The 23,882-nt window shown below is 64.3% G+C and carries 21 protein-coding genes and 1 pseudogene; 12 read left to right on the top strand and 10 right to left on the bottom strand.

The genetic code is table 11. The annotated features are described in order from the left end of the window. Positions 1–64 precede the first annotated feature (64 nt). A complete protein-coding gene (locus A3M7_RS0105185) occupies positions 65–856 on the bottom strand; it encodes a class I SAM-dependent methyltransferase (RefSeq protein ID WP_027542966.1) in 792 nt (263 codons plus the stop codon). A gap of 321 nt (positions 857–1,177) precedes the next feature. Here A3M7_RS0105185 and A3M7_RS0105180 point away from each other — a divergent pair, with 321 nt between their 5' ends. The 5 genes and pseudogenes from A3M7_RS0105180 (at position 1,178) to A3M7_RS0105165 (ending at position 5,761) form a co-directional block, all read left to right on the top strand. Continuing rightward, complete coding sequence (locus A3M7_RS0105180; RefSeq protein ID WP_027542965.1) at positions 1,178–1,480, top strand: DUF485 domain-containing protein; 303 nt, start codon at positions 1,178–1,180, stop codon at positions 1,478–1,480. Between the two features lie 38 nt (positions 1,481–1,518). Continuing rightward, positions 1,519–3,168: a cation acetate symporter gene (locus tag A3M7_RS0105175; RefSeq protein ID WP_049823239.1), complete on the top strand. Its 1,650-nt coding sequence runs from the start codon at positions 1,519–1,521 to the stop codon at positions 3,166–3,168. Between the two features lie 42 nt (positions 3,169–3,210). Continuing rightward, positions 3,211–3,558: pseudogene (locus A3M7_RS50380) on the top strand (cyclic nucleotide-binding domain-containing protein); the annotation flags it as partial. A gap of 150 nt (positions 3,559–3,708) precedes the next feature. Beyond that, positions 3,709–5,088, top strand: a complete 1,380-nt coding sequence (locus A3M7_RS0105170) for a putative nucleotidyltransferase substrate binding domain-containing protein (protein WP_245284206.1) — start codon at positions 3,709–3,711, stop codon at positions 5,086–5,088. Between the two features lies 1 nt (position 5,089). Beyond that, entirely contained in the window at positions 5,090–5,761 is a 672-nt protein-coding gene (locus A3M7_RS0105165; RefSeq protein ID WP_027542962.1) for a 3'-5' exonuclease, read from the top strand. A gap of 123 nt (positions 5,762–5,884) precedes the next feature. Here A3M7_RS0105165 and A3M7_RS0105160 read toward each other — a convergent pair whose 3' ends face one another. From A3M7_RS0105160 to A3M7_RS0105150, 3 genes are all read right to left on the bottom strand, one after another. Beyond that, complete coding sequence (locus tag A3M7_RS0105160; protein ID WP_027542961.1) at positions 5,885–7,747, bottom strand: ABC-F family ATP-binding cassette domain-containing protein; 1,863 nt, start codon at positions 7,745–7,747, stop codon at positions 5,885–5,887. Between the two features lie 71 nt (positions 7,748–7,818). Then, positions 7,819–7,998, bottom strand: coding sequence for a hypothetical protein (locus tag A3M7_RS0105155; RefSeq protein ID WP_027542960.1), 180 nt, complete (start codon positions 7,996–7,998; stop codon positions 7,819–7,821). 215 nt (positions 7,999–8,213) lie between these two features. Next, positions 8,214–8,465, bottom strand: a complete 252-nt coding sequence (locus tag A3M7_RS0105150) for a hypothetical protein (protein ID WP_027542959.1) — start codon at positions 8,463–8,465, stop codon at positions 8,214–8,216. A 311-nt stretch (positions 8,466–8,776) separates the two neighbouring features. On the opposite strand from A3M7_RS0105150, the gene ndk reads away from it, so the two are divergent. The 4 genes from ndk (at position 8,777) to A3M7_RS43725 (ending at position 14,008) form a co-directional block, all read left to right on the top strand. Continuing rightward, positions 8,777–9,199 carry a nucleoside-diphosphate kinase gene (ndk, locus tag A3M7_RS0105145; RefSeq protein ID WP_011086893.1) on the top strand — a complete coding sequence of 141 codons (423 nt, stop codon included), beginning with the start codon at positions 8,777–8,779 and terminating at the stop codon, positions 9,197–9,199. Positions 9,200–9,328: 129 nt separating this feature from the next. Next, positions 9,329–10,189 carry a TerC family protein gene (locus A3M7_RS0105140; protein WP_027542958.1) on the top strand — a complete coding sequence of 287 codons (861 nt, stop codon included), beginning with the start codon at positions 9,329–9,331 and terminating at the stop codon, positions 10,187–10,189. 530 nt (positions 10,190–10,719) lie between these two features. After that, positions 10,720–12,741 (top strand): TonB-dependent siderophore receptor, encoded by a 2,022-nt coding sequence (locus A3M7_RS0105135; protein ID WP_198033703.1) that lies wholly within the window; start codon positions 10,720–10,722, stop codon positions 12,739–12,741. A 106-nt stretch (positions 12,742–12,847) separates the two neighbouring features. Next, entirely contained in the window at positions 12,848–14,008 is a 1,161-nt protein-coding gene (locus A3M7_RS43725) for a PepSY domain-containing protein (protein ID WP_049823222.1), read from the top strand. Here the strand turns inward: A3M7_RS43725 and ppx are convergent. From ppx to A3M7_RS0105110, 4 genes are all read right to left on the bottom strand, one after another. Beyond that, positions 13,977–15,479 carry an exopolyphosphatase gene (gene ppx, locus A3M7_RS0105125; RefSeq protein ID WP_027542956.1) on the bottom strand — a complete coding sequence of 501 codons (1,503 nt, stop codon included), beginning with the start codon at positions 15,477–15,479 and terminating at the stop codon, positions 13,977–13,979. The two genes, A3M7_RS43725 and ppx, sit on opposite strands and share 32 nt — an antisense overlap. Before the next feature lie 15 nt (positions 15,480–15,494). Next, entirely contained in the window at positions 15,495–17,684 is a 2,190-nt protein-coding gene (locus A3M7_RS0105120; RefSeq protein ID WP_027542955.1) for an RNA degradosome polyphosphate kinase, read from the bottom strand. A gap of 134 nt (positions 17,685–17,818) precedes the next feature. Further along, a complete protein-coding gene (locus tag A3M7_RS0105115) occupies positions 17,819–18,496 on the bottom strand; it encodes a DnaA ATPase domain-containing protein (protein WP_027542954.1) in 678 nt (225 codons plus the stop codon). A gap of 90 nt (positions 18,497–18,586) precedes the next feature. Continuing rightward, positions 18,587–19,129, bottom strand: coding sequence for a CDP-alcohol phosphatidyltransferase family protein (locus A3M7_RS0105110; protein WP_027542953.1), 543 nt, complete (start codon positions 19,127–19,129; stop codon positions 18,587–18,589). A gap of 154 nt (positions 19,130–19,283) precedes the next feature. On the opposite strand from A3M7_RS0105110, the gene purM reads away from it, so the two are divergent. Continuing rightward, positions 19,284–20,357, top strand: coding sequence for a phosphoribosylformylglycinamidine cyclo-ligase (gene purM / locus A3M7_RS0105105; protein WP_027542952.1), 1,074 nt, complete (start codon positions 19,284–19,286; stop codon positions 20,355–20,357). Further along, positions 20,357–21,010 (top strand): phosphoribosylglycinamide formyltransferase, encoded by a 654-nt coding sequence (purN, locus tag A3M7_RS0105100; protein ID WP_027542951.1) that lies wholly within the window; start codon positions 20,357–20,359, stop codon positions 21,008–21,010. Before purM ends, purN begins: the two co-directional genes overlap by 1 nt. Before the next feature lie 85 nt (positions 21,011–21,095). On the opposite strand, the gene A3M7_RS0105095 is transcribed toward purN, so the two are convergent. Continuing rightward, the gene (locus A3M7_RS0105095) at positions 21,096–21,302 is read right to left on the bottom strand and encodes a cold-shock protein (protein WP_008129967.1); all 207 of its coding nucleotides are present in this window, start codon (positions 21,300–21,302) and stop codon (positions 21,096–21,098) included. Between the two features lie 380 nt (positions 21,303–21,682). Here A3M7_RS0105095 and A3M7_RS0105090 point away from each other — a divergent pair, with 380 nt between their 5' ends. Next, positions 21,683–22,813: an autotransporter outer membrane beta-barrel domain-containing protein gene (locus tag A3M7_RS0105090; RefSeq protein WP_027542950.1), complete on the top strand. Its 1,131-nt coding sequence runs from the start codon at positions 21,683–21,685 to the stop codon at positions 22,811–22,813. A gap of 9 nt (positions 22,814–22,822) precedes the next feature. Here the strand turns inward: A3M7_RS0105090 and A3M7_RS0105085 are convergent, their stop codons facing one another. Further along, positions 22,823–23,863, bottom strand: coding sequence for a LysR family transcriptional regulator (locus A3M7_RS0105085; RefSeq protein ID WP_027542949.1), 1,041 nt, complete (start codon positions 23,861–23,863; stop codon positions 22,823–22,825). Between the last annotated feature and the right edge of the window lie 19 nt (positions 23,864–23,882).

Raw genomic sequence — 23,882 nt, 5'->3', positions numbered from 1 at the left:
CGAACGACAGGATCTGACCGCCCGGTCCCCGGATTGCGGTGATCGTCGTTCGCGACCGTCCGCATCATCGAGCGGCTTTGCGTCCCTTGATCGCGGTGGCCGAGGCGTGAACCGTGATCTCACCGCTCGCGCTCGCCGGCAGTCTTGCCCTCAGCCGGCGCATGAGCTCCGCGCTCTCCGTCTCCGACAGCCTTGCCAATACGCCGGCCGGGCTGCTGACGACCATCGACAGCCAGTAGTCATCGAAATTCGCAAACGTTCGCTCGACAACCAGTTCGCGGGTTTCGACCTCGCGGAGGCCGAGCTCCGCCCAAAGCGACTTCAGCGCCTCGAACCGCGATACATCCGTACTCGGCGGACGCTGTGCGGGTTTGCCGAGAGTGTCCATCTCCTCCCACAGCGGCTGCGTGGGCGAGCCGCCCCGGACGATGTCCCAGGTGTAGGACGCGACCATGCCGCCGGGCCTGGTGACGCGGACCATCTCCGCGGCGCCCTTGTGCGCGTCGGGGACGAAGAACAGCGCCAGCGCCATCACCGCAACGTCAAAGCGGTTGGCGTCGTAGGGAAGGGCCATGGCATCGCCGATCGAAAGCTCGACCTGTTTGGCCGATAGTTTCGCGCGCGCCGTCGCGATCTGCGCGTCGGAGGGATCGATCGCGCAAACGGACGACGGGGCGGACGTCGCAAGGATGAGCTCGGTAAACGCGCCATTGCCGCAACCGACATCGACCCAGGTCAATCCGGAGCCTGGCGCCAGCCAGTCCAGGAAGAGTGCGCCGGCCGATCGGCTCCAGGGGGCCATGAAGCGCTCGTAAGCCACGCCGTCGGTGAACTTGATCGGTTCGGGTGCAGACATTCGAGTTATCCCTTCATCATACCTTTGTTTGCATATCGCCTGGGTTGGAAATCGCTTGGGCCGAAAATGCCGAAGTGCGCTGACGCAAATTGCGTCCAACGTAACTCCAAATGTGCGCAAGCGACACGGGCCATTTCGTCGGCAGGCGCGGATGTTTCCGTTTGACGCGCCGCCTGCAGACACATTCGCACGAGGAGCGACCGCGCTTGATCTGGATCATGGAGCCCGGCCGGCCGTCAGTGCAGGCTAGGACAGCTCCTCGAGAGAAGGGGCATCCGTCATGGCAAGAAATTTCAGAGGATCATCCAGGGGATCATTGACGTGAGCAACCTCGCCAAGATTGAACGCGATCCGAACTACCAGGAGCTCGTGCGCCGACGTTCGTCGCTGGGCTGGATGCTGTCGGGAGTTATGCTCGTCATCTACTTCGGCTTCATCCTGCTGGTCGCCTACGCTCCCAAGTTCCTCGGGATACCGCTGGGCAGCGGCGTGACGACGATCGGCATTCCAATCGGACTGTCCGTCATCGTGCTCGCCTTCGTGCTGACGGGTATCTATGTCCGCCAGGCGAATTCCAGTTACGACGTGCTCATTCGCAAGGTTGTCGAGGAGAACCGCCCGTGAAAAAATTCTCTTGGCTCTCGGCGATCCTGCTCGCAAGCATGCCCACCATTGCGCTCGCCGCCGGCAGCATCGACGGCGGCTCCAAGCAGGCGACCAACTGGTCGGCGATCGGCATGTTCGTCGGGTTCGTTGGCCTGACTCTCGTCATCACCTATTGGGCCGCCAAGAGGACCGCATCGGCCGCGGATTTCTACTCGGCCGGTGGCGGAATTACAGGCTTCCAGAACGGACTTGCGATCGCAGGCGACTACATGTCGGCGGCGTCCTTCCTCGGCATATCGGGCCTCGTCTATACTTCGGGCTACGACGGCTTGATCTACTCCGTCGGCTGGCTGGTGGGATGGCCGATCGTCACCTTTCTGATCGCCGAACAATTGCGCAACCTCGGAAAGTTCACCTTTGCCGACGTGACGTCGTTTCGGCTCGGGCAGACCGAGATCCGCATCCTGGCGGCGTGCGGCTCGCTGGTGACAGTTGCGTTCTATCTCATCGCGCAGATGGTCGGTGCCGGTAAGCTGATCCAGCTGTTGTTCGGTCTCGACTACTGGATCGCGGTCGTCCTGGTTGGCGGCCTGATGATGATCTACGTGACGTTCGGCGGGATGAAGGCGACGACCTGGGTGCAGATCATCAAGGCGGTGCTGTTGCTCTCAGGCGCAACGTTCATGGCCGGCGCGGTCCTCTACAAGTTCGGGTTCAGCCCGGAAGCGCTGTTCACCAAGGCAACCGAGGTGCATCCCAAGAAACTCGCGATCATGGAGCCCGGCAGCCTGATTTCCAATCCGCTCTCCGCCATCTCGCTCGGTCTGGCGCTGATGTTCGGAACGGCGGGCCTGCCGCACATCCTGATGCGCTTCTTCACGGTGAAGGACGCTCAGGCGGCCCGCAAGTCGGTGTTCTACGCCACGGGTTTCATCGGCTATTTCTATATCCTGACCTTCATCATCGGCTTTGGCGCGATCACGCTGGTTTCGACCGACGCGATGTTTCTGGACGGGAGCATTCTCGAGAAGACCAAGAGCGGAATCGCGGCGATCAAGGGCGGCTCCAACATGGCGGCGATCCATCTCGCGAACGCCGTCGGCGGCAATCTGTTCCTTGGCTTCATTTCGGCCGTTGCCTTTGCCACAATCCTGGCCGTCGTGTCAGGCTTGGCCCTGGCCGGGGCATCATCCATCAGCCACGATCTCTACGGCATGGTGATCAAGGGCGGGAACGCAAACGAGCAGGACGAGATCCGGGTCTCGAAGATTGCGACACTGGTGCTCGGCGTGCTTGCGATCTTCCTGGGCATCGTGTTCGAGAACCAGAACGTCGCCTTCATGGTGGGCCTTGCTTTCGCGATCGCGGCGTCCTGCAATTTCCCCGTGCTGGTGATGTCGATCTTCTGGAGAGGCCTGACGACGCGGGGAGCCGTGTTCGGTGGCTTCCTTGGGCTGTTCAGCGCGGTTGTGGGCGTGGTCCTCTCGCCGGCAGTCTGGGAGGCGACGCTTGGCTTCGCCAAGGGGTCGGCTCCCATCAAGTTGGACAATCCTGCGCTGTTCTCGATGGCGCTCGCCTTTGCGGGGATCTGGCTGGTCTCGATCCTGGACCGCAGCAGGCGCGCCGCGGCCGATCGCGATGGCTTTGACGCGCAATATGTCCGATCTCAGACCGGTATCGGTGCTGCTTCGGCCACGGCTCACTAAGCGAGGATCCGCGGGACGTCGCTTCGGTACCGGCCGGTTCACATGGACCGGCCGGTGCTGCGCTTTCGATGGCCAGTCGTCGGATCATCGGATGGTCCGCATCTTCGAAAGGCCGAAATGCCCAAGGCGTTCGATATCACCAACCCGCCGTTCGATCGTCTGACGCCGAGCGAGGCCGAGACGTTGCGGGCCGCGCTGGACATCGGGTACTTCAGTCCGGGCGAAGCGATCATCAGGCGGGACGTCCCGGCGGAGGCGCTCTATGTCGTGATCAAGGGCATCGTCGAGGAGCGGAACGAGGCCGACCTGCTGGCATTGCTCGGTCCCAAGGACACGTTCGACAGCCGCGCGCTCGTTCACGACCATAGCGGTCACCAGTTTCTCGCCCGCGACGAGACGCTTTGCTACGTGATCCCCAGGAAGGTCGCGCTCAATCTGATCAAGGCGAACCCGCGCTTTGCGGCTTTTTTCTACCGTGAGATATCCCGGAAGCTGGACGAACTCGCCAACGACGAGGAGACGGGACGCTACGGCTCGTTGATGCACGCCAAGGTCGGCGAACTGTTCCTGCATCCGCCGGTGTTTCTGGCCGCCAGTGATACGATCGAGGCCGCCGGGCATCTGATGCGCGAGATCAACAGCAATGCGCTGTTTGTCCGGGACGGCGAGCGGATCGGCATCGTGACCGGCATGAACCTGTCCAAGGCCGTGGTGCTGCGTCGCCAGTCCATCCAGACGCCGGTCGGCGAGCTCGCGAATTTCGACATCGTGTCGCTGCGCCGTGATGATTTCGTCTCCTCGGCTCTCCTGCTCATGACCAAGCACAACAAGCGGCGGGTTGCCGTGCGCGACGGCGCAGAGCTCATCGGTATTTTGGAGGAGATCGATCTGCTGGGGTTCTTGGCGGGAAGCGCTCAAGTCATCGCCGGCCGCATCGATCGAGCCTCGAGTCAGCAGGACCTCGCCACCGCGGCGCGGGAAATCGAGACGCAAACGCGCGTGCTGCGACGGCAAGGGGTCAAGGTGGAGGTCATTGCGGAGATTGTCTCCGACCTCAACAGACGCCTGCTGTCTCGATTGTTCGAAATGATCGCGCCGGCCGAGCTGCGCACCAGCAGCTGCTTGATCGTGATGGGAAGCGAAGGGCGGGGCGAGCAGACCATCCGTACCGATCAGGACAACGGCCTTATCCTCGCAAGTCCGATGCAGGGCGAAATCCTGGAGGCGTTCCGTCAGGAATTCTTCGTCGCTCTGCAGAGCTTCGGCTTTCCGCCCTGTCCGGGCGATATCATGGTGCGCAATCCGCAATGGTCCCGGCCACTTTCGGACTATCTCGCGGATTTGCGCCGCTGGATCGTGCTTCCCGATCAGGCCGGGCACATGAATGTGGCCATCGTCTACGATGCGCAGGCGATCGCGGGCAACGAGCAGCTCCTGAACGACGCCAAGACGGCGCTGATCGACATGACCCGGGGCGAGCAGGCGTTCATGGCCCACTTCGCGCGCGCCGTTGACGCGTTTGAAACGCCGATCGGCCTCTTCAACAACCTGATCACGTCCGAGGGCACCGGCGATGCGCTGGATCTCAAGAAGGGCGGAATCTTTCCCATCGTGCACGGCGTTCGCAGTCTGGCGCTCGAACAGGGCCTGCGCGAGACCTCCACCGACAAGCGGATTTCCCGGCTCTGTGATCTCGGCGTGCTGCAACGGGACTTTGGACGCGACCTGAAGCAAGCCTTCCGATTCCTGCTGATGCTTCGGCTCGACGGGCAGCTGGCCGCATCCGCGGGCGCGTCGGGGACTCTGGTGAGACCGGCGCAACTGTCCAGCATGGAGCGTCATCTATTGCGTGACGCGCTCCAGGTGGTGAAGAAATTTCGGGAAACTGTCGGTCATCATTTCAAGCTCGGCGTGTTCTAGAATGCTGCCCCGTGCGATCAAACGACTGTTGCACCAGGCGACCCTGAGCGATCAATCGTATCGCTTCATGTTCGATCGCGCTCCGGACGACGAGTTTGTCGTCATCGATTGCGAGACCACCGGTCTGAATGTACGAACGGACGACGTTGTCGCCATTGCCGCAATCAAGATCCGCGGCAACCGGATTTTGACCAGCGCGCGTTTCGAAGCCATCGTCCATCCCGATAGCGAACTGGAGGCGGAGGCGATCAAGATTCACCGCTTGCGCCGGTCCGACGTCGAAGCGTCGCCGATCGTCTGGAAGGTGCTGCCAGGCTTTCTGCATTTCATCGGGCCGCGCCCGCTGATCGGCTATTATGTCGATTTCGACATCGCCATGCTGGACAAGTACATCCTGCCGCTGGTGGGAATCGAGCTGCCCAACGAACGCATCGAAGTGTCGCGGCTTTACTACGAACGCAAATACGGCAACGCGCCTCCGAACACCCCGGTCGATCTGTCGTTCGCCGCGATCCTCCACGACCTCCGCATTCCGTCTCTTGGGCAGCACGATGCCTTCAACGACGCATTGATGACTGCGATGATGTTCCTGCAGTTGCGCGATCTGACCAGGCGCGGCGTACGTATCGCGCGCCAACGTGCCAGCCCCGTTTTCAACCAGTTCGGGGGATGACCGGGTCCAGCGCGGCGGAGCGGATTGCCCAATGGTAACAGATGGAATCGTGCAGGTATTTTGGGGTTGTGTTTCGGATTTTGATGGAGCCTCAGCCGGCCCCCGCCAGCCCAGCCTGCCAGACTAGCCCGCCGCCTCGTCGAACTGCGTGCTCGCCTCAAGCCATTGCTCTTCCGCGCGCGTCAGCGCGTCGGCGGCATTCGCGCGCGCCTTCGACAACTGCGCGGCCTGCTTGGGGTCGCGGGTGAAGATGTCGGGGAGCGATAGCGCGGTATCGATCTTGGCGATGATGTCGCTGACGCGGGCGATCTCGGCTTCCGCTTCCGCAATGCGCTTCTTCAGCGAGCCGCGATTGTCCGACTTCGGACGCGGCGGCTTCTCGCTTGCGGCGCCGCGTTCGCGCGGGGCGGGTTCGCTGTTGCGCGCCGACAGCACCAGGCGGCGGTATTCGTCGAGGTCGCCGTCGTAATTGGTGACGGTGCGGTCCGCGACGATCCAGAGCCGGTCGGCGCAGGCCTCGATCAGATAGCGATCATGCGAGACCATGATTACCGCGCCGGGGAATTCGTTGATGGCTTCGGCGAGCGCGGCGCGGCTGTCGATGTCGAGATGGTTGGTCGGCTCGTCCAGGATGATCATGTTGGGGCCGAAGAAGGTCGCAAGCCCCAAGAGCAGCCGTGCCTTCTCGCCGCCCGACAGCCTTGCCACCTTGGTGTCGGCCGCCTTGCCGGAAAAGCCGATCGCACCGGCGCGTGCACGCACTTTCGCTTCCGGCGCATCGCCCATCAGCTTGCGGACGTGATCGTAGGCGGAGGCGTCCTCGTTCAATTCGTCGAGCTGATGCTGCGCGAAATAGGCGATCGACAGCTTGTCGGCGCGCGTGACCTTGCCCGAGAACGGCGCGAGGCGGCCGGCGAGCAGCTTCACCAGCGTCGACTTGCCGTTGCCGTTGGCGCCGAGAAGCGCGATGCGGTCGTCATTGTCGATGCGCAAGGTGACGCGGCCGAGCACCGGCGTCGCCGGATCATAGCCGACCGCGGCGTTGTCGACGGCGATGATCGGCGGCGACAGGATTTTTTCCGGCGCAGGGAAGCTGATCTCGCGCACGTCCTCGGTGACCAGTGCGGTGATCGGCTTCAGCCGCTCCAGCATCTTCACGCGCGATTGCGCCTGGCGGGCCTTGGAGGCCTTGGCCTTGAAGCGGTCGACGAAGGCTTGCAGGCGCGCGCGTTCGGCCTCCTGGCGCTTGACCGCCTTCGCATCGAGCAGCTCACGCGCGGCGCGCTGCTCCTCGAAGGAGGAGTAGCTGCCCTTGTAGAGCGTGAGCTTGCCGCGCTCCAGATGCAGGATCTGGTCGACCGAGCTTTCCAGGAGGTCGCGGTCGTGGCTGATCACGATCACCGTGCGCGGATAATGCGCGAGGTGATCCTCGAGCCATAGCGTGCCTTCGAGATCGAGATAATTGGTGGGCTCGTCGAGCAGCAGCAGGTCGGGGGCCGCGAACAGCGTCGCGGCGAGCGCGACGCGCATGCGCCAGCCGCCGGAGAATTCGGCGCAGGGCCGGAGCTGATCGGCGGCGGAAAAGCCGAGGCCGGAGAGGATCGCGGCAGCACGGCTCGGCGCCGAATGCGCGTCGATGTCGACCAGCCGGGTCTGGATCTCGGCGATCCGGTGCGGATCGGTGGCACTCTCGGCTTCGGCGAGCAGTGCGTCGCGTTCGAGGTCGGCCTTGAGCACGACCGAGATCAGGCTCTCGGGGCCGTTCGGCGCCTCCTGCGCGAGGCTGCCGACGCGCCAGCGTGGGGGCAGGGTCACCGTGCCGTGCTCGGCCGCGAGCTCGCCGCGGATCACCTTGAACAGCGTCGACTTGCCGGTGCCGTTGCGCCCGACCATGCCGACGCGCGATCCGGGCGTGATCTGCACGGAACTCTGGTCAATCAAAAGGCGTCCGGCGAGGCGGATGGAGAGGTCGGTGATGGACAGCATGCGGCCTTGTCACCGCAGCCGGGATCAAACGCAACCCGTTTTTGCGCTGCCCGTTCTATGTCTACGGCCTGTCAGTGAGCGCCGCCTTCGCGGTCGCGCTTCTTCAGCTCGTTGAGGAGCTGTTCGAGATGCGTCGGCAGCCGGGGGTCGGGGCGGAGACTCTGCTGAAGCCGTTCGCCCACGGCATCGCAAATCGAGCGGCTGGTGCGCCGGTCGATCTGTTCGCTGTCATTGGCGAAAAAGCCCGTCATGACGAAGTTCCATGTTGCAGAGTAACGACACGGTACCAAGTCGTTGGCCTCCAAATGGTTTCGCCGCTCGTGGGGAATGTCCGGCGTTCTAGCAATAATTGTATGAATTCGTCGTGCCTGCTCAAAAACGAGGCCCCGGCGGGGGGATCGCCGGGGCCTCTCTTGGAAGGTGCCGTGGGGGGCGGGCGGCACCCTTAAGTTAAGGTGCTGCGGGCTCAGTAGCAGCGGTTGATCATCCGCCAGCGGGGTCCCCAGGGGGTCGGGACCAGCCGGCGCACATAGCAGCCGCCATAACCGTAGGAGACGGGGGCATAGTAGCGCGGGCCACCCCAGCCATAGCCGTGATGCCAGCCGCCGCCGTGCCAGCCCCAGCCGCCGCCATGCCAGTGAGCAGAGGCCGAGGTCGGTGCCAGCGCGGCACCCAGCGCGACCGCAGCGACAGCGGCAAGCGAAAGTTTCCTCAACATGGTGATCTCCTCAAAACTGCCGGCGCGGGGTATCGCGTCGATGGAAAGGCCGCCGAAACTGTCTGCCTGATGATCAGGCTTTGGTTTCGATAGACCCAACCTTACGCCGGCGAAGCTGAACCAAAGCCTGAATGGGGGCTTCAGATTGGGTTCATCTGGATGAAATCTCGGTAATCCATGGCCGGATGCGCCGGGGCGGCCTGCGGCGAACCGCCCGGGAGGCGGGTTTTGGCGGTCGCTTGCCGTCTGGCAAAGGCGCCGATATAAGCCCCGCAACTCCGAACCACTGCTTTCTTCTCAAGGACAAGATCATGGCCATCGAACGTACTTTCTCGATCATCAAGCCCGACGCGACCGCGCGCAATCTGACCGGTGCGGTTAACGCCGTGATCGAAAAGGCGGGCCTGCGCATCGTTGCGCAGAAGCGCATCCGCATGACCAAGGAACAGGCCGAGACCTTCTATGCCGTCCACAAGGCGCGCCCGTTCTTCGGCGAGCTCGTCGAGTTCATGACCTCGGGCCCGGTGGTCGTCCAGGTGCTCGAAGGCGAGAACGCCGTCGCCAAGTACCGCGACGCGATGGGCGCGACCGATCCGTCCAAGGCGGCCGAAGGCACCATCCGCAAGCTCTACGCAAAGTCGATCGGCGAGAACTCCGCACACGGTTCGGATGCGCCGGAGACCGCCGCGATCGAGATCGCGCAGTTCTTCTCGGGCAACGAGATCGTCGGCTGATCATTCAGCCGATTGAAGCGCGATGACAGTCATCGCGCTTCAATCTATTGTTTGGGCGTGATCTTTTCGGAAAACCGCTTCACTGTTCCGAATCACGCTTTTTGAGACGACGGGGCGAAAGGACTCATTGTGAACTGGCTCTGGCAGATCTTCGATCCCGCTACGATCGGGGCATTCTTCACCCAGTTTCGCAACGAGATGGCCGAACCGACCTTCTGGATCGCGGTCGGCAAGATCATCTGGATCAACATCCTGCTCTCCGGCGACAACGCGCTGGTGATCGCGCTCGCCTGCCGCGGCCTGAAGCCGCGGCACCGGCTGTGGGGCATGATCATGGGCGCCGGCGCGGCGGTGCTGCTGCGGATCATCTTCACCGGCATCGTCGCGAGCCTGATGGAGCTGCCGTATCTCAAGCTCGTCGGCGGTCTCGCGCTGATCGTGATCGCGGCCAAGCTCCTGGTGCCGGAGAACGAGGACGAGGACGGCGTCGAGTCCGCCTCGCATCTGTGGCAGGCGGTGCAGATCGTCGTCGTCGCCGACATCGTCATGAGCCTGGACAACGTCATTGCGGTCGCCGCCGCTGCCAATGGCAGCGTGCCCTTGCTGGTGCTGGGTCTTGCCATCAGCGTGCCGCTGATCGTCGCCGGTGCCGCGCTGATCATGGCGCTGCTGGCAAAGCTGCCGGTCCTGGTCTGGGCTGGCGCCGCGCTGCTCGGCTGGATCGCGGGCGAGGTGATCGCGACCGATCCCGGCGTCGCACCGAAGCTCCACTCGCTGTTCGACGGCCCGCTCGGCGCCTCGCTGGACAACATGCTCGGCGTACTGCGCATCCCGGCCCAATTCGGCCATGGCGGCGGAGGCGGCGAATATCTCTGTGCGGCGCTCGGCGTCGTCGTCGTGCTGGTCGTCGGCACCATCTGGCGCCGGCGCAGCCTGAGCCAGGCCGCGCTGGAATCCTCCGAGCGCCACGCCAAGGTTTCAGCGGAATAACCTCGGCGGCCGCGGAACCTGCACTGAGCCGGATCTCATCTGCGGAAGCAGCGCCGGATCAGCAGGCCGGCGCAACGTTTCGCGTTCTCCCCGCGATTAGACGTTGTCTTATTCTAAACTACTGAAAATAAAGGGCTTTTTATTGACTCGGTGACCGTTCCCGCGGCACGTCGCTCCGGCATTCATTTATCAAAACCGGAAGCCGCTGCGAGATGCCATCGAGAGTCATTTGCCGTCCCATTGCCGTTCTGGCGTCTACCGTCAAAGCGCTTCCGAGGCTCTCCAGACCGACGGCGTTCGCGGCCTCGGTCGCCACCGTCGCCTTGTTCAGCGCTGGCCTGCCGCGGCACACCAACGCTCAAGGCGCCGCGCCGGAAGCGGCGCGCGGGACCGACTTGCCGGCGGTGACCGTTGTCGCAGATGCGCGCAAGCTGCGCGCCCGACCACGCTCCAGTCCAGGCCGAAGGGCGGCCCGCGGCGGTTCGCCTGCAACCGGGCGGGCCGCGGTGCAGGCGGAAGCAAATCCCGTAATGCCGAAACCGGGCGCGCTGCCGCCGTCCTACGCGGGCGGGCAGGTGGCACGCGGAGGACAGGTTGGTCTCCTCGGCAACAAGGATTTCATGAATACGCCGTTCAACATCACGAGTTACACGGCAAAGAAGATCGAAGATCAACAGGCCACGACGGTCGCCGACGTCGTCAGCAACGACCCTTCGGTTCGGTTCACGGGCCAGACCGGCGGGATTCTCGACTCCTTCTTCATCCGCGGGTTTCCGGTCGGCGAGGGGAATGTCGGAGAAATCGCCTTCAACGGCGTCTACGGTGTCGCGCCGAACTACCGTGTGTTCACGGACTACGTCGAACGGATCGAGATCATCAAGGGGCCGACCGCGCTGCTTTACGGCATGGCCCCAAACAGTAGCGTTGGCGGCACCATCAACGTCGTTCCGAAGCGTGCCGGCGATGTCGATCTCACGCGGGTTACGACCGACTATGCGACGAACTCCCAGTTCGGCACGCATCTCGACGTCAGCCGCCGGTTCGGCGAGAACCGCGAATTCGGAATTCGCGTCAATGGCAGCTACCACAATGGCGATGCGCCGCTGGACAATCAGAGCCGGGAGGCACATGTGGGTGCCGCGGCGTTCGATTACCGCGGTGAGAGATTCAGAGCTTCGCTCGACTTCATCGATCAGGAAGAAAAGTTCGACGCGCCCACGCGGCCGTTTCTGGTCGCAACCGGCGTAGCCGTCCCGACCGCGCCGGTCGGGCGGCGCAACGTCACGCAGGCCTGGGAATGGGCCAAGGTTCACGACAACTCGCTGCTGGCGCGCGCCGAATACGATGTGACTGAGTCCGTGACGGTGTTCGCCGACGGCGGTGGCGGCAGGACCCAGGTCGATCGCCTGTTTGGGACGCCGACGATCCTGAACGCGGCGGGCAACACCACGTCGACGCCGGGGCATTTCAAATTCGACATCGACAGGAACGTGGCCGACGCCGGTGTGCGCGCCCGGTTCGAAACCGCCGCGATCAGTCACGCGGTGACCTTCCAGGGGAGCTACTACACAGATCAGATCGCGCGAGGCTCCGTGTCCGGCACGCCGGTGTTGTCCAACATCTATGCGCCGATCGCCCGGCCCGAGCAGCTGGTTCCGGCTCCCGCGACCGTTCCGAAGCTGTCGGATACCGAGCTGACCGGCCTTGCAATGGCCGACACCATGTCCGTTTTCCAGGAGCGCCTTCAGCTGACCGTGGGCGTCAGGCAACAGGGCGTCAAGTCGAACAACTACAACACCACCACGGGAGCCGTTACCTCCGCCTACGACCAGACGGCGTTCACACCGATGGTCGGTGTGGTCGTCAAGCCCTGGAGCAACGTTTCGCTCTACGCCAATTACATCGAAGGACTGAGCAAAGGCGACATCGCACCGACGACGGCGAGCAATCAAGGAGAGGTCCTGGCGCCGTATTTCAGCAAGCAGAAGGAAGCGGGCGTCAAGGTCGACCTTGGAATGCTGGCCACCACGATCAGTCTGTTCGAGATCACCAAGCCGTCGGGACAGCTGGGTGCCGACAAGGTCTTCCGGGCCGACGCCGAACAGCGCAATCGCGGCGTCGAGTTCACCGTGTTTGGAGAAGTGCAGCCGGGCATTCGCGTCCTCGGCGGCGTGACGTTGATCGACGCGGAGCTGACAAAGACGAGCTCGCTGGCCAATCTCGGCAAGACGCCGATCGGCGTGCCTCAGGTGCAGGCCAATCTGTCCGCCGAATGGGACACGCCGTTCGCACCCGGACTGACGCTGGTCGCGAACACCATCTATACCGGGCATCAATATCTGGATGGGGCGAACACGCAGGTCGTTCCGGCCTGGACTCGGCTCGACCTTGGTGCCCGCTACACCACGCGCATCAACAACCGGCCCGTCACGCTCCGGGCCCTGGTTCAGAACGTGTTCGATACCAACTACTGGGCTGGCGTGGCGAGCTTCTCAGCACTGGCACAAGGCACGCCACGAACCCTGCTATTGTCGATGTCGACCGATTTCTGAGCCGGGCCGGCTGCGGAGCCAGATCAGGCGCAGACGGCGGGTGCTCTGAATGGACAAAACGATCAGGGCGCCGCGACAACACGGCTCCGTGCCCGCCCGATCCAGAATGATGCCCGGACGCGCGCGGCACGCGCTGCTGTGGGCGCACCGATGGTTCGGATTGATCGTCGGCATCGTCGTGGTGTTGATAGGTCTGACCGGAAGTTTCATCGTCTTCTACCGGGAGATCGATGTCGCCCTGAATCCAGCGCTCTATACTCCCGCTGGTCCGGAGCAAAGGGTCACATTATCGGAAGTGATGCGCGCCGCCGCTGCAGCGGATCCAGCGCCGATTGCCACGATCCTGGCGCCGGAGCGGACCTGGCCGGTCTGGATCGTGATCCATACGCACGAAACCGCAGCAGGTAGCTACCCGAATCGTTGGACGACCATGGTCGATCCTTCGAACGGAAAAGTGCTCGGGCGGCGCGACTACGTCAACGCGTTCGCGCTCAAGGTCTATCGTCTCCACTACACGCTGTTGCTCTATGAGTTCTGGGGCAGGGAGCTGGTCGGCGTGGCCGGCTTCGTGCTGCTCGGATTGGCCATATCGGGCCTCTTCCTGTGGTGGCCGAGGCCTGGCCTTTTCTGGCGGTCGGTCTCGGTGCGCAAGAACGTCTCACCGCTTCGATTGGTCCTGGACGTTCATAGTGCGGCAGGCTTTTGGGCGCTGTTCGTGCTCCTGGGGATCTCAATCACCGGCGTCGGCATCGTTTTTCCCGACGTGGTGCGTCCCATCGTTGGTCTTCTGTCGCAACCGACGCCTGATCGCTCGCCGCGGGTCGAAATGCCGCCTCCGGCGGGGACCCCGCTGCTCCCAGCCGATGCGATCGCGCAAATGGCGCGGGCGGCCAAGCCCGGCGTTGTGATTGCGATGTTCAATCCGCCGACCGCAACGCGCAACACCTGGCGCGTGCAGTTTCGTCCCGATGGTGCCGATCCCGCCGTACGGGCACGAGGGGCGATCTGGCTCGATCCATGGAGCGGCGCGGTGGTGCACGACCGCACGCCGGGCACCCTGTCGATGGGGGACCGCTATCTGGCCGAACAGCTCTGGCTCCACAACGGCGCGACGTTCGGACTCGCGGGGCGCCTGCTTGTGTTCGCAGCCGGCTTCGCACCGCTCGCCCTGTTCGTCAGCGGCTTGATGATGTGGCTCAAAAGACGTCTTGGGAAGGTGTGGGCCGGCGAACGGGCTACCGCCGCACGATCGAGCCGGCCCGGTTGACCAGGCGGGCGAGCTGGCGGAAGCGGCTGCCGACGCGGTCGGCGACGATGTCGCCGAGACGGTGCTCGAACACCAGCATCAATTTGCGGCCCTGGCTGCGGAAATGGGTGGCGGGCAGCACGCCTGGCCGTGCCGCCGAGATCAGATGCGCGACGCGGAATGCCGCGCCGAGCAGGCGGGCGCGGTCGAGCTGGGCCGGCGTCAGCAACTCCTGCGTGGTGGCCGGCGGCTGGTTTTCCTCGCTGAGGCCCGCATAGCGATAGAACACGGACAGGCCGACAAAGGCGCGCTCGGTGTGGGTGATCGCGCCGAAATTGCCGTTGACGACGAGGCTGAGCGTCTGCTCGCCGCGGTGATCGGGATGCACGCGCCAGCCGATGTCGGAGAGCAGGCACGCGGTGTGGCGCAAGCGGCGGTCTTCGTCCGTCTCGCGCAGCTTCACCACGCGCGCCAGGCGATCGGTCCAGGCGATCAGCTCACGGGCGTGCTTGGCCGAGCGCGACAGCAGCTGATTGAGCTCTTCGGCCGCGCAGATCAGCCCGTCCTTGTTGCGCTCGGTCTCCGGCAGCTTCTCGTGCAGCAGGCCCTCGCGCACACCGAAGGTCGAGAACACGATGGTCTTGGGCTTCGCCACCCGGATGATGTGTTCGAGCACCAGCGCCGCATAGGTGAGGAGCGGGCGCCGCGCATCGGCGACGATCTCGATGTCGGCGAGCATGTCGGCCGCCGCGAGACGGCGGAGGCGACGCGAAAAGTCGAGCGCCTCGGCCGCGGAGATGGAATAGCCGTGCATCACCTGGAGCGGATAGCCGCTCTGGATGATGTGGATGCGCGCGAGCGCGCGCCAGGTGCCGCCGACGGCGTAGAATGTGCGGCCGCTACCCGCCTTGAGCTGCGGCACCTCGTCGAGCTCCTCGCGCACGATACGGTCGGCGCGCTTGAGCGATTTGTGCGCGAGGTCCTGGAGCGCGAGCCCGCCGAGCGGCAGGGTCACGCCGCTGCGCACGCTGTTCCTGCGCACGTCGATCAGTTCGAGCGAGCCGCCGCCGAGGTCGCCGACGATGCCGTCGGGGTGGTGGATGCCGGAGATCACGCCCAGCGCCGACAGCCGCGCCTCGCGCGGACCCGACAGGATCTCGATCTTGACGGCGCAGATGCGCTCGGCCTTGGCGATGAAGTCGGGGCCGTTGGAGGCGTCGCGGCAGGCAGCGGTCGCGATCGCGAACACGCGTCCGACCTGCATCACGCGGCACAGCGCGCGGAACCGCTTCAGCGAGGTCAACGCCTTGTCGACGGCGTCGGGCGCGAGCAGGCCCGTGCTCTGCACCTCGCGCCCGAGGCCGCACAGCGTCTTCTCGTTGAAGATCGGAATCAGGCTCCGCGTCAGTCCCTCGTAGACGACGAGACGGACCGAGTTGGAACCGATGTCGATGACCGCGACGCTCGAGCCGCGCTTACGCGGCCGCTTCACGTCCACGATCCCGGATCAGGATTGATGACGTTCATTACGGCGCGTGAGACGGCGCGGCGAGGATTCCTTGAGCGACTTTCCACGGCCAGATAGACTCGGATTTGTCATGAAGTAGTTGTGGACGTTGAAAGGCTCCTCGCCCTTCGCGGTCTTCATACGCGTCGAGGACCCGTCCGGCAACAATTGCCAGCTCTGCTCATTGTCCTTCAGATTCGCGACCATGATCTGCTCGAGAACCTGCTGATGCACCGTAGGATTTTGCAGCGGACACAGCACCTCGACGCGGCGGTCGAGGTTGCGCGGCATCATGTCGGCCGAGGAGATATACACAGCCGCTTTCGCGCTCGGCAGGCCCTGGCCCATGCCGAAGCAGTAGATTCGGCCGTGTTCCAGGAAGCGCCCGATGATCGACTTGACGCGGATGTTCTCCGACAGGCCGGGAATGCCGGGCCTCAGGCAACAGATGCCGCGCACCACGAGCTCGACCTGGACGCCGGCCTGCGAGGCCTCGTAGAGCGCGTCGATGATGTCGGGGTCGACCAGCGCGTTCATCTTCATCCAGACCGCGCCGGGGCGGCCATGCCGCGCATGCGCGGTCTCGCCCTGGATGTGCTCGATGATGCGCTTGCGCAAGGTCAGCGGCGACACCGCCATCTTTTCCAGATCGCTCGGCGCGGCATAGCCGGTGATGAAGTTGAAGACGCGCGCGGCGTCGCGGCCGATGGTCGGCTCCGAGGTGAAGTAGGACAGGTCGGTGTAGATGCGCGCGGTGACCGGGTGATAATTGCCGGTGCCGGTGTGGACGTAGGTCGTGAGGCTGCCGCCCTCGCGGCGCACCACCATGGAGAGCTTTGCGTGCGTCTTCAGTTCGAGGAAGCCGTAGACGACCTGCACGCCGGCGCGTTCGAGGTCGCGCGCCCAGCGGATGTTGGCCTCCTCGTCGAAGCGCGCCTTCAGCTCGATCAGCGCGGTGACGGACTTGCCGGCCTCGGCGGCTTCGGCGAGCGCGCGCACGATCGGCGAGTTGTTGGAGGTGCGGTAGAGCGTCTGCTTGATCGCGACGACATCGGGGTCGCGCGTGGCCTGCTGGAGGAACTGCACCACCACGTCGAAGGATTCGTAGGGGTGATGGACGACGAGGTCCTTCTGCCGGATCGCGGCAAAGATGTCGCCGCCATGCTCGCGCACGCGCTCGGGATGGCGCGGCACGTAAGGGGTGAATTCGAGGTCGGGCCGGTCGAGGCGAGTGAGCTGCGAGAGCTCGTTCATAGCGAGCACGCCGTCGACCAGGAATACTTCGTCGTCGGCGGCGGAGAGGGCATGCTGCACGAAGTTGCGCAGCTGCTCCGGCATCTTGGCGTCGATCTCGAGCCGGATCACCGATCCGCGGCGGCGGCGTTTCAGCGCGGTCTCGAACAGGCGGACGAGGTCCTCGGCCTCTTCCTCGATTTCGAGCTCGGAGTCGCGGATGATGCGGAAGGCGCCCTGGCCATGCAGATTGTAGCCGGGGAACAGGCGGTTGATGAACAGGGCGGTGGCCTGTTCCAGCGAGATCAGCCGTACCGTGCCCTCCGCCGGAAGGCGAATGAAGCGGTCGATCTTGCCGGGCATTCGGATCAGCGCGTTCATCTGCTTGCCGTCGGCGGCGCGCGTAAGCTGGAGCGCGATGGTGAAGCCGAGGCTCGGAATGAACGGGAAGGGGTGGGCCGGGTCGATCGCGAGCGGCGTCAGCAGCGGGAACACGTTGTTGAGGAAGTAGTCCTCGATCCAGGTCCGCTCCGCCTTGGTGACCTCCTTGCCGTCCACCAGCACGATGCCGACATCGGCCAGCGTGGCGCGCAGGTCGCGCCAGATCGCCTGCTGGTCTGAGGCAAGCTGGGAGACGGTGCGGTTGATCAGCGCGAGCTGCTCGGACGGCGTCAGGCCATCGGGGCTGCGCTCGGAAATGCCCTCGCGCACCTGGGCCTTGATGCCGGCGACGCGGACCATGAAGAATTCGTCGAGGTTATTGGCGGAAATCGACAGGAATCGCACCCGCTCCAGCACGGGATGGCTGGGATTGACCGATTCCTCCAGGACGCGGCGGTTGAAATGCAGCCAGGAGAGCTCGCGGTTGATGAATCGCTCGGGGCTCGAGGCGATCGCCGGCAGGCTCTCGGCTTCCGCGTCTTTTTCTTTTGTTTCAATAGCTTGAGCGGAGTCCATGAGAAGTCGGTCCATCCAGTTAGCCCCAATTTGCGACCTACGCGCAAAACCGGCGGGAGCATGTGTTAGGGCGATGACGTTTCGATGACATTGATGTTCCGCAGTTCCGCGCCGTCAAGCGGCGTTGGGCGGGGTCAGGCGTCCCGGAGCAGCTCGGCGGCCAGCGCCCGGGTCACGGGGCGCCCGAGCCGCAGGGCCTCGCTGTCGAGCAGTTCGACGGCCCGCCGGGCGGCGGCCGAGGATCGCTCCAGGCGCGTGGCGAGGTAGCTCACCACGCTCTCGTCCACGGAGAGCTGGCGGTCGGCGCAGAATTTGACGATCAGGCCACGGAAGAGCTGGTCGTCGGGGGGGAGCAGCGTGACCACCGGTACGGCGCGCAGCCGCGAGCGCAGGTCGTGGAGCTCGATATCCAGCGAAGCGGGCACCTCGCGCCCGGTGAACAGGATATAAGCGCCGTCCTCGCGGGCAAGGTTCATCAGGTGGAAGAGGGCGCGCTCGTCAAAGTCCTTGGCCTTGAGATCCTCGACCACCAGCGCGCCGGTGGCGAGTGCACCGGGAACGCCTGCGGCGGTCAACGCATTGGCCGTGGTCGAGCGGGCGCCGGCCTCCGCGGCCCAGATCGCGGCGAGATGGCTCTTGCCGCTGCCTTCGGGGGCGGCCAGCCACATGATCCGGTTCGGCCATTCCGGCCAGCCGTCGATCAGGGCAAGGCCGGCAGCGTTGGCGGGGCCTTCGAGGAAATTGTCCCGGCTGAGGCTCTCCGCGTGCGGAAGCGAGAACGCCAATTGTCGGGGGTGAACGCGGCCTGCCACGCTTGCTTTGCTCCATGCCGGACGGCCGGCCTCGGTTGAAAGATTCGACCTATCGGGCGTGAGTTGGCCCTTTGCGGGGCCGGTTCACGCTCATTTGGCCTCGATCGTGCTCATGTGCCGCACCCACTCGACGAGATAGAGCGACACGGAGGAGAGCGTGAAGATCGTAACGAGACCCATCAGGATAATATCATAGGGCGCCGGCTTGAAACCGAAGGCAAGCGCGGCCAGCACCAGCGCTGCGAATGCCACCTGGGCGACCGTGTTGAGCTTCGACACTTTCGACGGCTTCATTTCGACGGGCCGGTCAAACAGCCAGGACACGATCACGGCGGCGACGATCATGATGTCGCGGGATACCACCAGGATCACGATCCAGCGCGGAATCGCGCCCCAGATGCCGAGCGACATATAGATCGAGACGAGCAGCGCCTTGTCAGCGAGCGGATCGAGCAAGGCGCCGAGCTCGCTGGTCATGTTGAAGCGCTTGGCGAGGAACCCGTCCACGGCATCGCTGATCCCGGCAATCAGGAAGACGGCGAAAGCCACCTCCATTTGGCTCGACACGATGGCCCAGACAATGATCGGGACCAGCATGATGCGGCCCAGGGTAATGATGTTCGGAATACTCACGCGGCGCTTCCCGGCACCCGGCCTGACCTCGAATCCGGCCTCTTTGAAGGCTGAACCCGTTGATATCTACATAGTATGGCGCCGAGCGCCATGCGAGCCATTGCGCGTCCCCGGAATTCGACGTAACCAGCCGCAAACCCACTGGAAATCGGGCATGACCGACCGCAAAAACGGCCTCACTTACGCCGATTCAGGCGTCGACATCGACGCGGGCAACCGCCTGGTCGATCTGATCAAGCCGATGGTGCGCGCCACCGCGCGGCCCGGCGCCGACGCCGAAATCGGCGGCTTTGGCGGCCTGTTCGACCTCAAGGCGGCCGGTTTCAAGGATCCCGTCCTGGTCGCCGCCACCGACGGCGTCGGAACCAAGGTCAAGATCGCGATCGAGACCGGCCTGCATGGCGGGATCGGCATCGACCTCGTCGCCATGAGCGTCAACGACCTCGTGGTGCAGGGCGCCGAGCCGCTGTTTTTTCTCGATTATTTCGCCTGCGGCAAGCTCGACCCGGAGGCGACGGCCGCGATCGTCGCCGGCGTCGCCGAAGGCTGCCGGGAATCCGGCTGCGCCCTGATCGGCGGCGAAACCGCCGAGATGCCCGGCCTCTACAAGGACGGCGACTATGACCTCGGCGGCTTTGCCGTCGGCGCCGCCGAGCGCGGTACGCTGTTGCCGCGCAAGGACATCGCCGCGGGCGACGCCGTGATCGGTCTCGCCTCGTCGGGCGTGCACTCCAACGGCTTCTCGCTGGTGCGCAAGATCGTCGAGCAGTCCGGCCTCGGCTTCGGGGCACCGGCGCCGTTCGCGCCCGTCATGACGCTCGGCGGCGCGCTGCTGACGCCGACGCGGCTCTACGTCAAATCCTGCCTGCGCGCGATCCGCGAGACCGGCGCGGTGAAGGGCCTCGCCCACATCACCGGCGGCGGCTTCACCGACAACATTCCGCGCGTGCTGCCGAAGAATCTTGGCGTCGGCATCGATCTGGAACGCCTGCCGGTGCTGCCGGTGTTCAAATGGCTGGCCGCGCAGGCCGGCATCGCCGAGCTCGAAATGCTGCGCACCTTCAACTGCGGCATCGGCATGATCGCGATCGTCGAGCCCGACAAGGTCGACAAGGTGATCGAGGTCTTCGCCGACGCCGGTGAGACCGTGGCGCAGCTCGGCACCGTGATCCCGGCCGAGGGCGAGCACCGTGTCGTCTATAACGGCCACCTCGATCTGGCGCTGTGATGAAGCGCCGCGTCGCCATCCTGATCTCCGGTCGCGGCTCCAACATGTCCGCGCTGATCAGGGCCGCCGCCGCGCCGGATTTTCCGGCGGAGATTTCGCTCGTGATCTCGAACAAGGCCGACGCGCTCGGGCTCGAACGGGCCAGGGCGGGCGGCGTAAAGACCCTGGTGATCGAGAGCAAGCCGTTCGGCAAGGACCGCGCCGGCTTCGAGGCGGTGCTGCAGGCCGCGCTCGATCAGCACGGCATCGAGCTGATCTGTCTCGGCGGCTTCATGCGCCTGTTTACGGCCGAATTCACCAAGTCCTGGTACGGGCGGATGCTCAACATCCATCCCTCGCTGCTGCCGTCGTTTCCCGGCCTCGACCCGCACGGCCAGGCGCTGCGCGCCGGCGTGAAACTGTCTGGCGCGACGGTGCACTTCGTCATCCCCGAGACTGATGCCGGCCCGATCGTGATGCAGGGCGCGGTTCCCGTCAGCGACCATGATACTGCGGACACGCTGTCGGAGCGCATCCTCGAAGTCGAGCACCGCATCTATCCGGAAGCGCTGCGGCTGCTGGCGACCGGTAAGGTCCAGATCGAGGGCGATGTCTGCAAGACGGCGGGAAGTGGGCCGTCGGAGAATTTTCTGATTGCGCCCGTGGTGCGCTGAGGCGCCGCGCGTTTCGTCGTCACAAACAAAATCCCCCGGCAGAGCCGGGGGCAACGTCGTGATGTCTCGCGTGTGAGACGAGAGATCAGGAGACCTTGAGGTTCTCCGCGGATGATTTTCCGCGGTTCTCCACGAGGTCGTATTCAACCACCTGGTTTTCGTTGAGGGTGGAAAGTCCGGCACGCTCGACGGCGGAGATGTGGACGAACACGTCCTTGTCGCTGCCGTTCGGCTTGATGAACCCATAGCCCTTGGTCGGGTTGAACCATTTGACGGTGCCCTTTTGCGGCATCGCTAGTCTCCTCCGCTAGATAAAAAAAAGACGCGGCCGCTTTTCGCGTGCCACGCCACAAACGGGCTTCCGGAAGTCTGTTCGAGTCTTGAATCTCAATGTCACGAAACGCACAGTCGAGCGGCCAATTCCGATTGTGTCCGATATTGCAACACGAAAATCGCGCGATAGCAAGCCGCGCGCAAATTTCAAGACCCCAACCGGAAATGCCCGTCTGCAATTTCCGACCTGTGGCCGCGGAACCACAATCGGGAGCAATCACCCTCCTCTGGAGGCGCCAGCCGGTTGACCCTCTGTAACAGTTCGGCGCAAATCGTGCCGTGCGCGCGCCGCTCGTGTTGCATTTTTGCGCGCCGCCATTTGCTTCGGGATTTGTCGTCATGTGCTGCCCATCGCAGCCCTCAGGGACACGGCAGACGATCGGGCTGAACCGCGTCCGCCGGGGCGCGGCAGCGATCGCGATGGCGCTTGCCCTCATCGTGTCGATGTCGGCGGCGACGCCCGGCTTTGCACAGAGCCCGACGCCCACGCCGACACCCACGCCAATACCATCACCGACTCCCATTCCGGTACCGAGTGCGACCACGCTCGATCTCGGATCGAACTTCCTGGAGCGGCTCGGCAACCGGGCCTCGGGCGGCATCGACCGATCGCTGCGTACCAATCCCGGCGGTGGCGGCGCGTCCGAGAGCACGGAGGATCCGCGCTACCGCACCTGGTTCGAGGGTTATGGCATCTCGGTCCGGACCGATGCGCAGGGCGATTTCGTCGGCGACAAGCGCAAGACCGTTGGCGGCGTCGCCGGCTTCGGTGCGCGGCTTGCGCCCGGCGTCAACATCGGCTTCTCCGTCGACCAGAGCCACACCGATATCGACGTGCCGCTCGCGCTCCAGTCGGCAACGCTCGATTTGACCCAGGTCGGTTTCAACGGCTCTATCGACAAGGGTCCGTGGACTTGGGCGTTCGCGGTGGTGCACGGTTTCGGCAAGGTCCGTTCCAGCCGGGATACCGGCTTTGGCCTAGCCACCGCCGGCTATCATGCCGCGGTCGACGGCGCACTGACGGAGATCAGCTACTACTGGACCAAGGATCAGATGCGCGTCGTGCCCAAGGGCGCGCTCGAATATGTCCGCGCCACCAGTGCGGCGTTCCAGGAGGCCGGTGGCCTCGATCCGCTCAACGTCGGCTCGATGGCGCTCTCGCGCGCGCGTGTCATGATCGGGGCCGAGGTCGGGCGCTACTTCATCTTCGGCCAGAAGATTCTGGATCTCTCGGCCTACGGCAAGTTCGTCGACAATTTCTACCAGAACCTCGGCTCGGTCCAGGTCAGCCTGGGGACCGCGAGCATCGTCGTGCCCGGCATCGGCGAGAGCCGCTACGGCATGGATGCCGGCGCCTCCGCCTCGCTCAGCCTGACCAACACCGCGCGGCTCTACATCAATTACGACGGCAAGTTCCGCAACGAGCTCACCTCGCACCAGGGCACGGTCGGCTTCGAATATCGGTGGTGAGCGCCGCGCTTACGTCGGCGTCGCTGCGATGTAACCGGTGAGCCCGAAGCCTTCGCGCGCGGCCGTCATCATCGGCACCAGCGCGTTCGGATGGATGAACTCGTCGCGGAAGCAGGGATAAGTCCTGGGATCGAAGATCTTCTTCAGCCAGTCGATCACGATCTTGTGTCGCTCGGAGTCGCGAAACTCCTTGTGATAGGTGAGCCACAGGTCGGCGTGGTGGCTCACGCCGAGATCGACGGCAATGAACGGTGCGCCGAGCGCGATCGACACTGTCGGCAGGAAGCCGATGCCGGCGCCGCGCTCGACCGCATAGAGTACGCCGACCGAGGAGTTGGTCTTGATGCCGACGATGCCCTCGAGCGATTTGAGCCCGAGCACGCGGGCGTAGGCCCCGTCGTCGACCTGCGGAGCACTCTGCTTGATGATGCGGTGGTTCTTCAATTCGGCGAGCGTCGTCGGCAGGCCGTAGAGGCTTTCGTACTCCTTGGAGACGAAGGGGTAGATGTGCAGACGGCCGAGCTTTGCGACGATCAGATCGGGGTTGGTCGGCGGCTCGAGCTGGATCGCGATATCGGACTCGAGCCGCGCGACGTCGGCCTGCTCCATCGCGCAGCGCAGATCGACGGTGATCTTGCGATAGGTTTTCTGGAAATCGATCAGCCGCGGCAGGATCCAGAAATTGCCGGGGCCTTCCGTCACTGCGACGCGCACGGTGCCCGACGTATCGTTCGACGAGCGCGATGCGCGCCGGAAGACGTTGAAGGCGTGACGCTCCATATGCGCGACGTCGGCAATCATCGCGGTGCCTTCGTCGCTGAGCGTGAGCCCGCTCTGGTCGCGCAGGAACAGCTTGCAGCCGATGCTCTCTTCGAGTCGATCGATCCGGCGCATCAGCGTCGTTGAGGTGAGGCCGAGTTCTTCGGCGGCGTTGCGAAAACTTTTATATTTCGCGCACGCTAGAAATAGTTTCAAATCGTCCCAGGATGCGTCCAGGGCTTCTTCACGGTGCTGCATCATCGCAGCACCCCGGTGCAATAACTGCTGCATACTCCTGATCCCCTACCGC

The sequence above is a fragment of the Bradyrhizobium sp. WSM2254 genome (assembly GCF_000472645.1).
Classification (GTDB): domain Bacteria; phylum Pseudomonadota; class Alphaproteobacteria; order Rhizobiales; family Xanthobacteraceae; genus Bradyrhizobium; species Bradyrhizobium niftali.
The sequence above is the reverse complement of the archived record's forward strand: the minus strand, read 5'-3'. Positions and strand labels throughout refer to the sequence as shown.

Bases quoted from the DNA above. Each gene is read 5' to 3' on its own strand.
- A3M7_RS0105160 (WP_027542961.1), bottom strand. From the start codon at position 7,747: ATGCTGTCCATCACCGACCTCTCCATCCGCCTCGCCGGACGCCTTTTG.
- purN (WP_027542951.1), top strand. From the start codon at position 20,357: ATGAAGCGCCGCGTCGCCATCCTGATCTCCGGTCGCGGCTCCAACATG.
- A3M7_RS43725 (WP_049823222.1), top strand. From the start codon at position 12,848: ATGATGCCCGGACGCGCGCGGCACGCGCTGCTGTGGGCGCACCGATGG.
- A3M7_RS0105185 (WP_027542966.1), bottom strand. From the start codon at position 856: ATGTCTGCACCCGAACCGATCAAGTTCACCGACGGCGTGGCTTACGAG.
- A3M7_RS0105090 (WP_027542950.1), top strand. From the start codon at position 21,683: ATGTGCTGCCCATCGCAGCCCTCAGGGACACGGCAGACGATCGGGCTG.
- A3M7_RS0105095 (WP_008129967.1), bottom strand. From the start codon at position 21,302: ATGCCGCAAAAGGGCACCGTCAAATGGTTCAACCCGACCAAGGGCTAT.
- A3M7_RS0105085 (WP_027542949.1), bottom strand. From the start codon at position 23,863: ATGCAGCAGTTATTGCACCGGGGTGCTGCGATGATGCAGCACCGTGAA.
- A3M7_RS0105155 (WP_027542960.1), bottom strand. From the start codon at position 7,998: ATGACGGGCTTTTTCGCCAATGACAGCGAACAGATCGACCGGCGCACC.
- A3M7_RS0105120 (WP_027542955.1), bottom strand. From the start codon at position 17,684: ATGGACTCCGCTCAAGCTATTGAAACAAAAGAAAAAGACGCGGAAGCC.
- ndk (WP_011086893.1), top strand. From the start codon at position 8,777: ATGGCCATCGAACGTACTTTCTCGATCATCAAGCCCGACGCGACCGCG.
- purM (WP_027542952.1), top strand. From the start codon at position 19,284: ATGACCGACCGCAAAAACGGCCTCACTTACGCCGATTCAGGCGTCGAC.
- A3M7_RS0105135 (WP_198033703.1), top strand. From the start codon at position 10,720: ATGCCGAAACCGGGCGCGCTGCCGCCGTCCTACGCGGGCGGGCAGGTG.
- A3M7_RS0105175 (WP_049823239.1), top strand. From the start codon at position 1,519: ATGCCCACCATTGCGCTCGCCGCCGGCAGCATCGACGGCGGCTCCAAG.
- A3M7_RS0105165 (WP_027542962.1), top strand. From the start codon at position 5,090: ATGCTGCCCCGTGCGATCAAACGACTGTTGCACCAGGCGACCCTGAGC.
- A3M7_RS0105150 (WP_027542959.1), bottom strand. From the start codon at position 8,465: ATGTTGAGGAAACTTTCGCTTGCCGCTGTCGCTGCGGTCGCGCTGGGT.
- A3M7_RS0105170 (WP_245284206.1), top strand. From the start codon at position 3,709: ATGCACGCCAAGGTCGGCGAACTGTTCCTGCATCCGCCGGTGTTTCTG.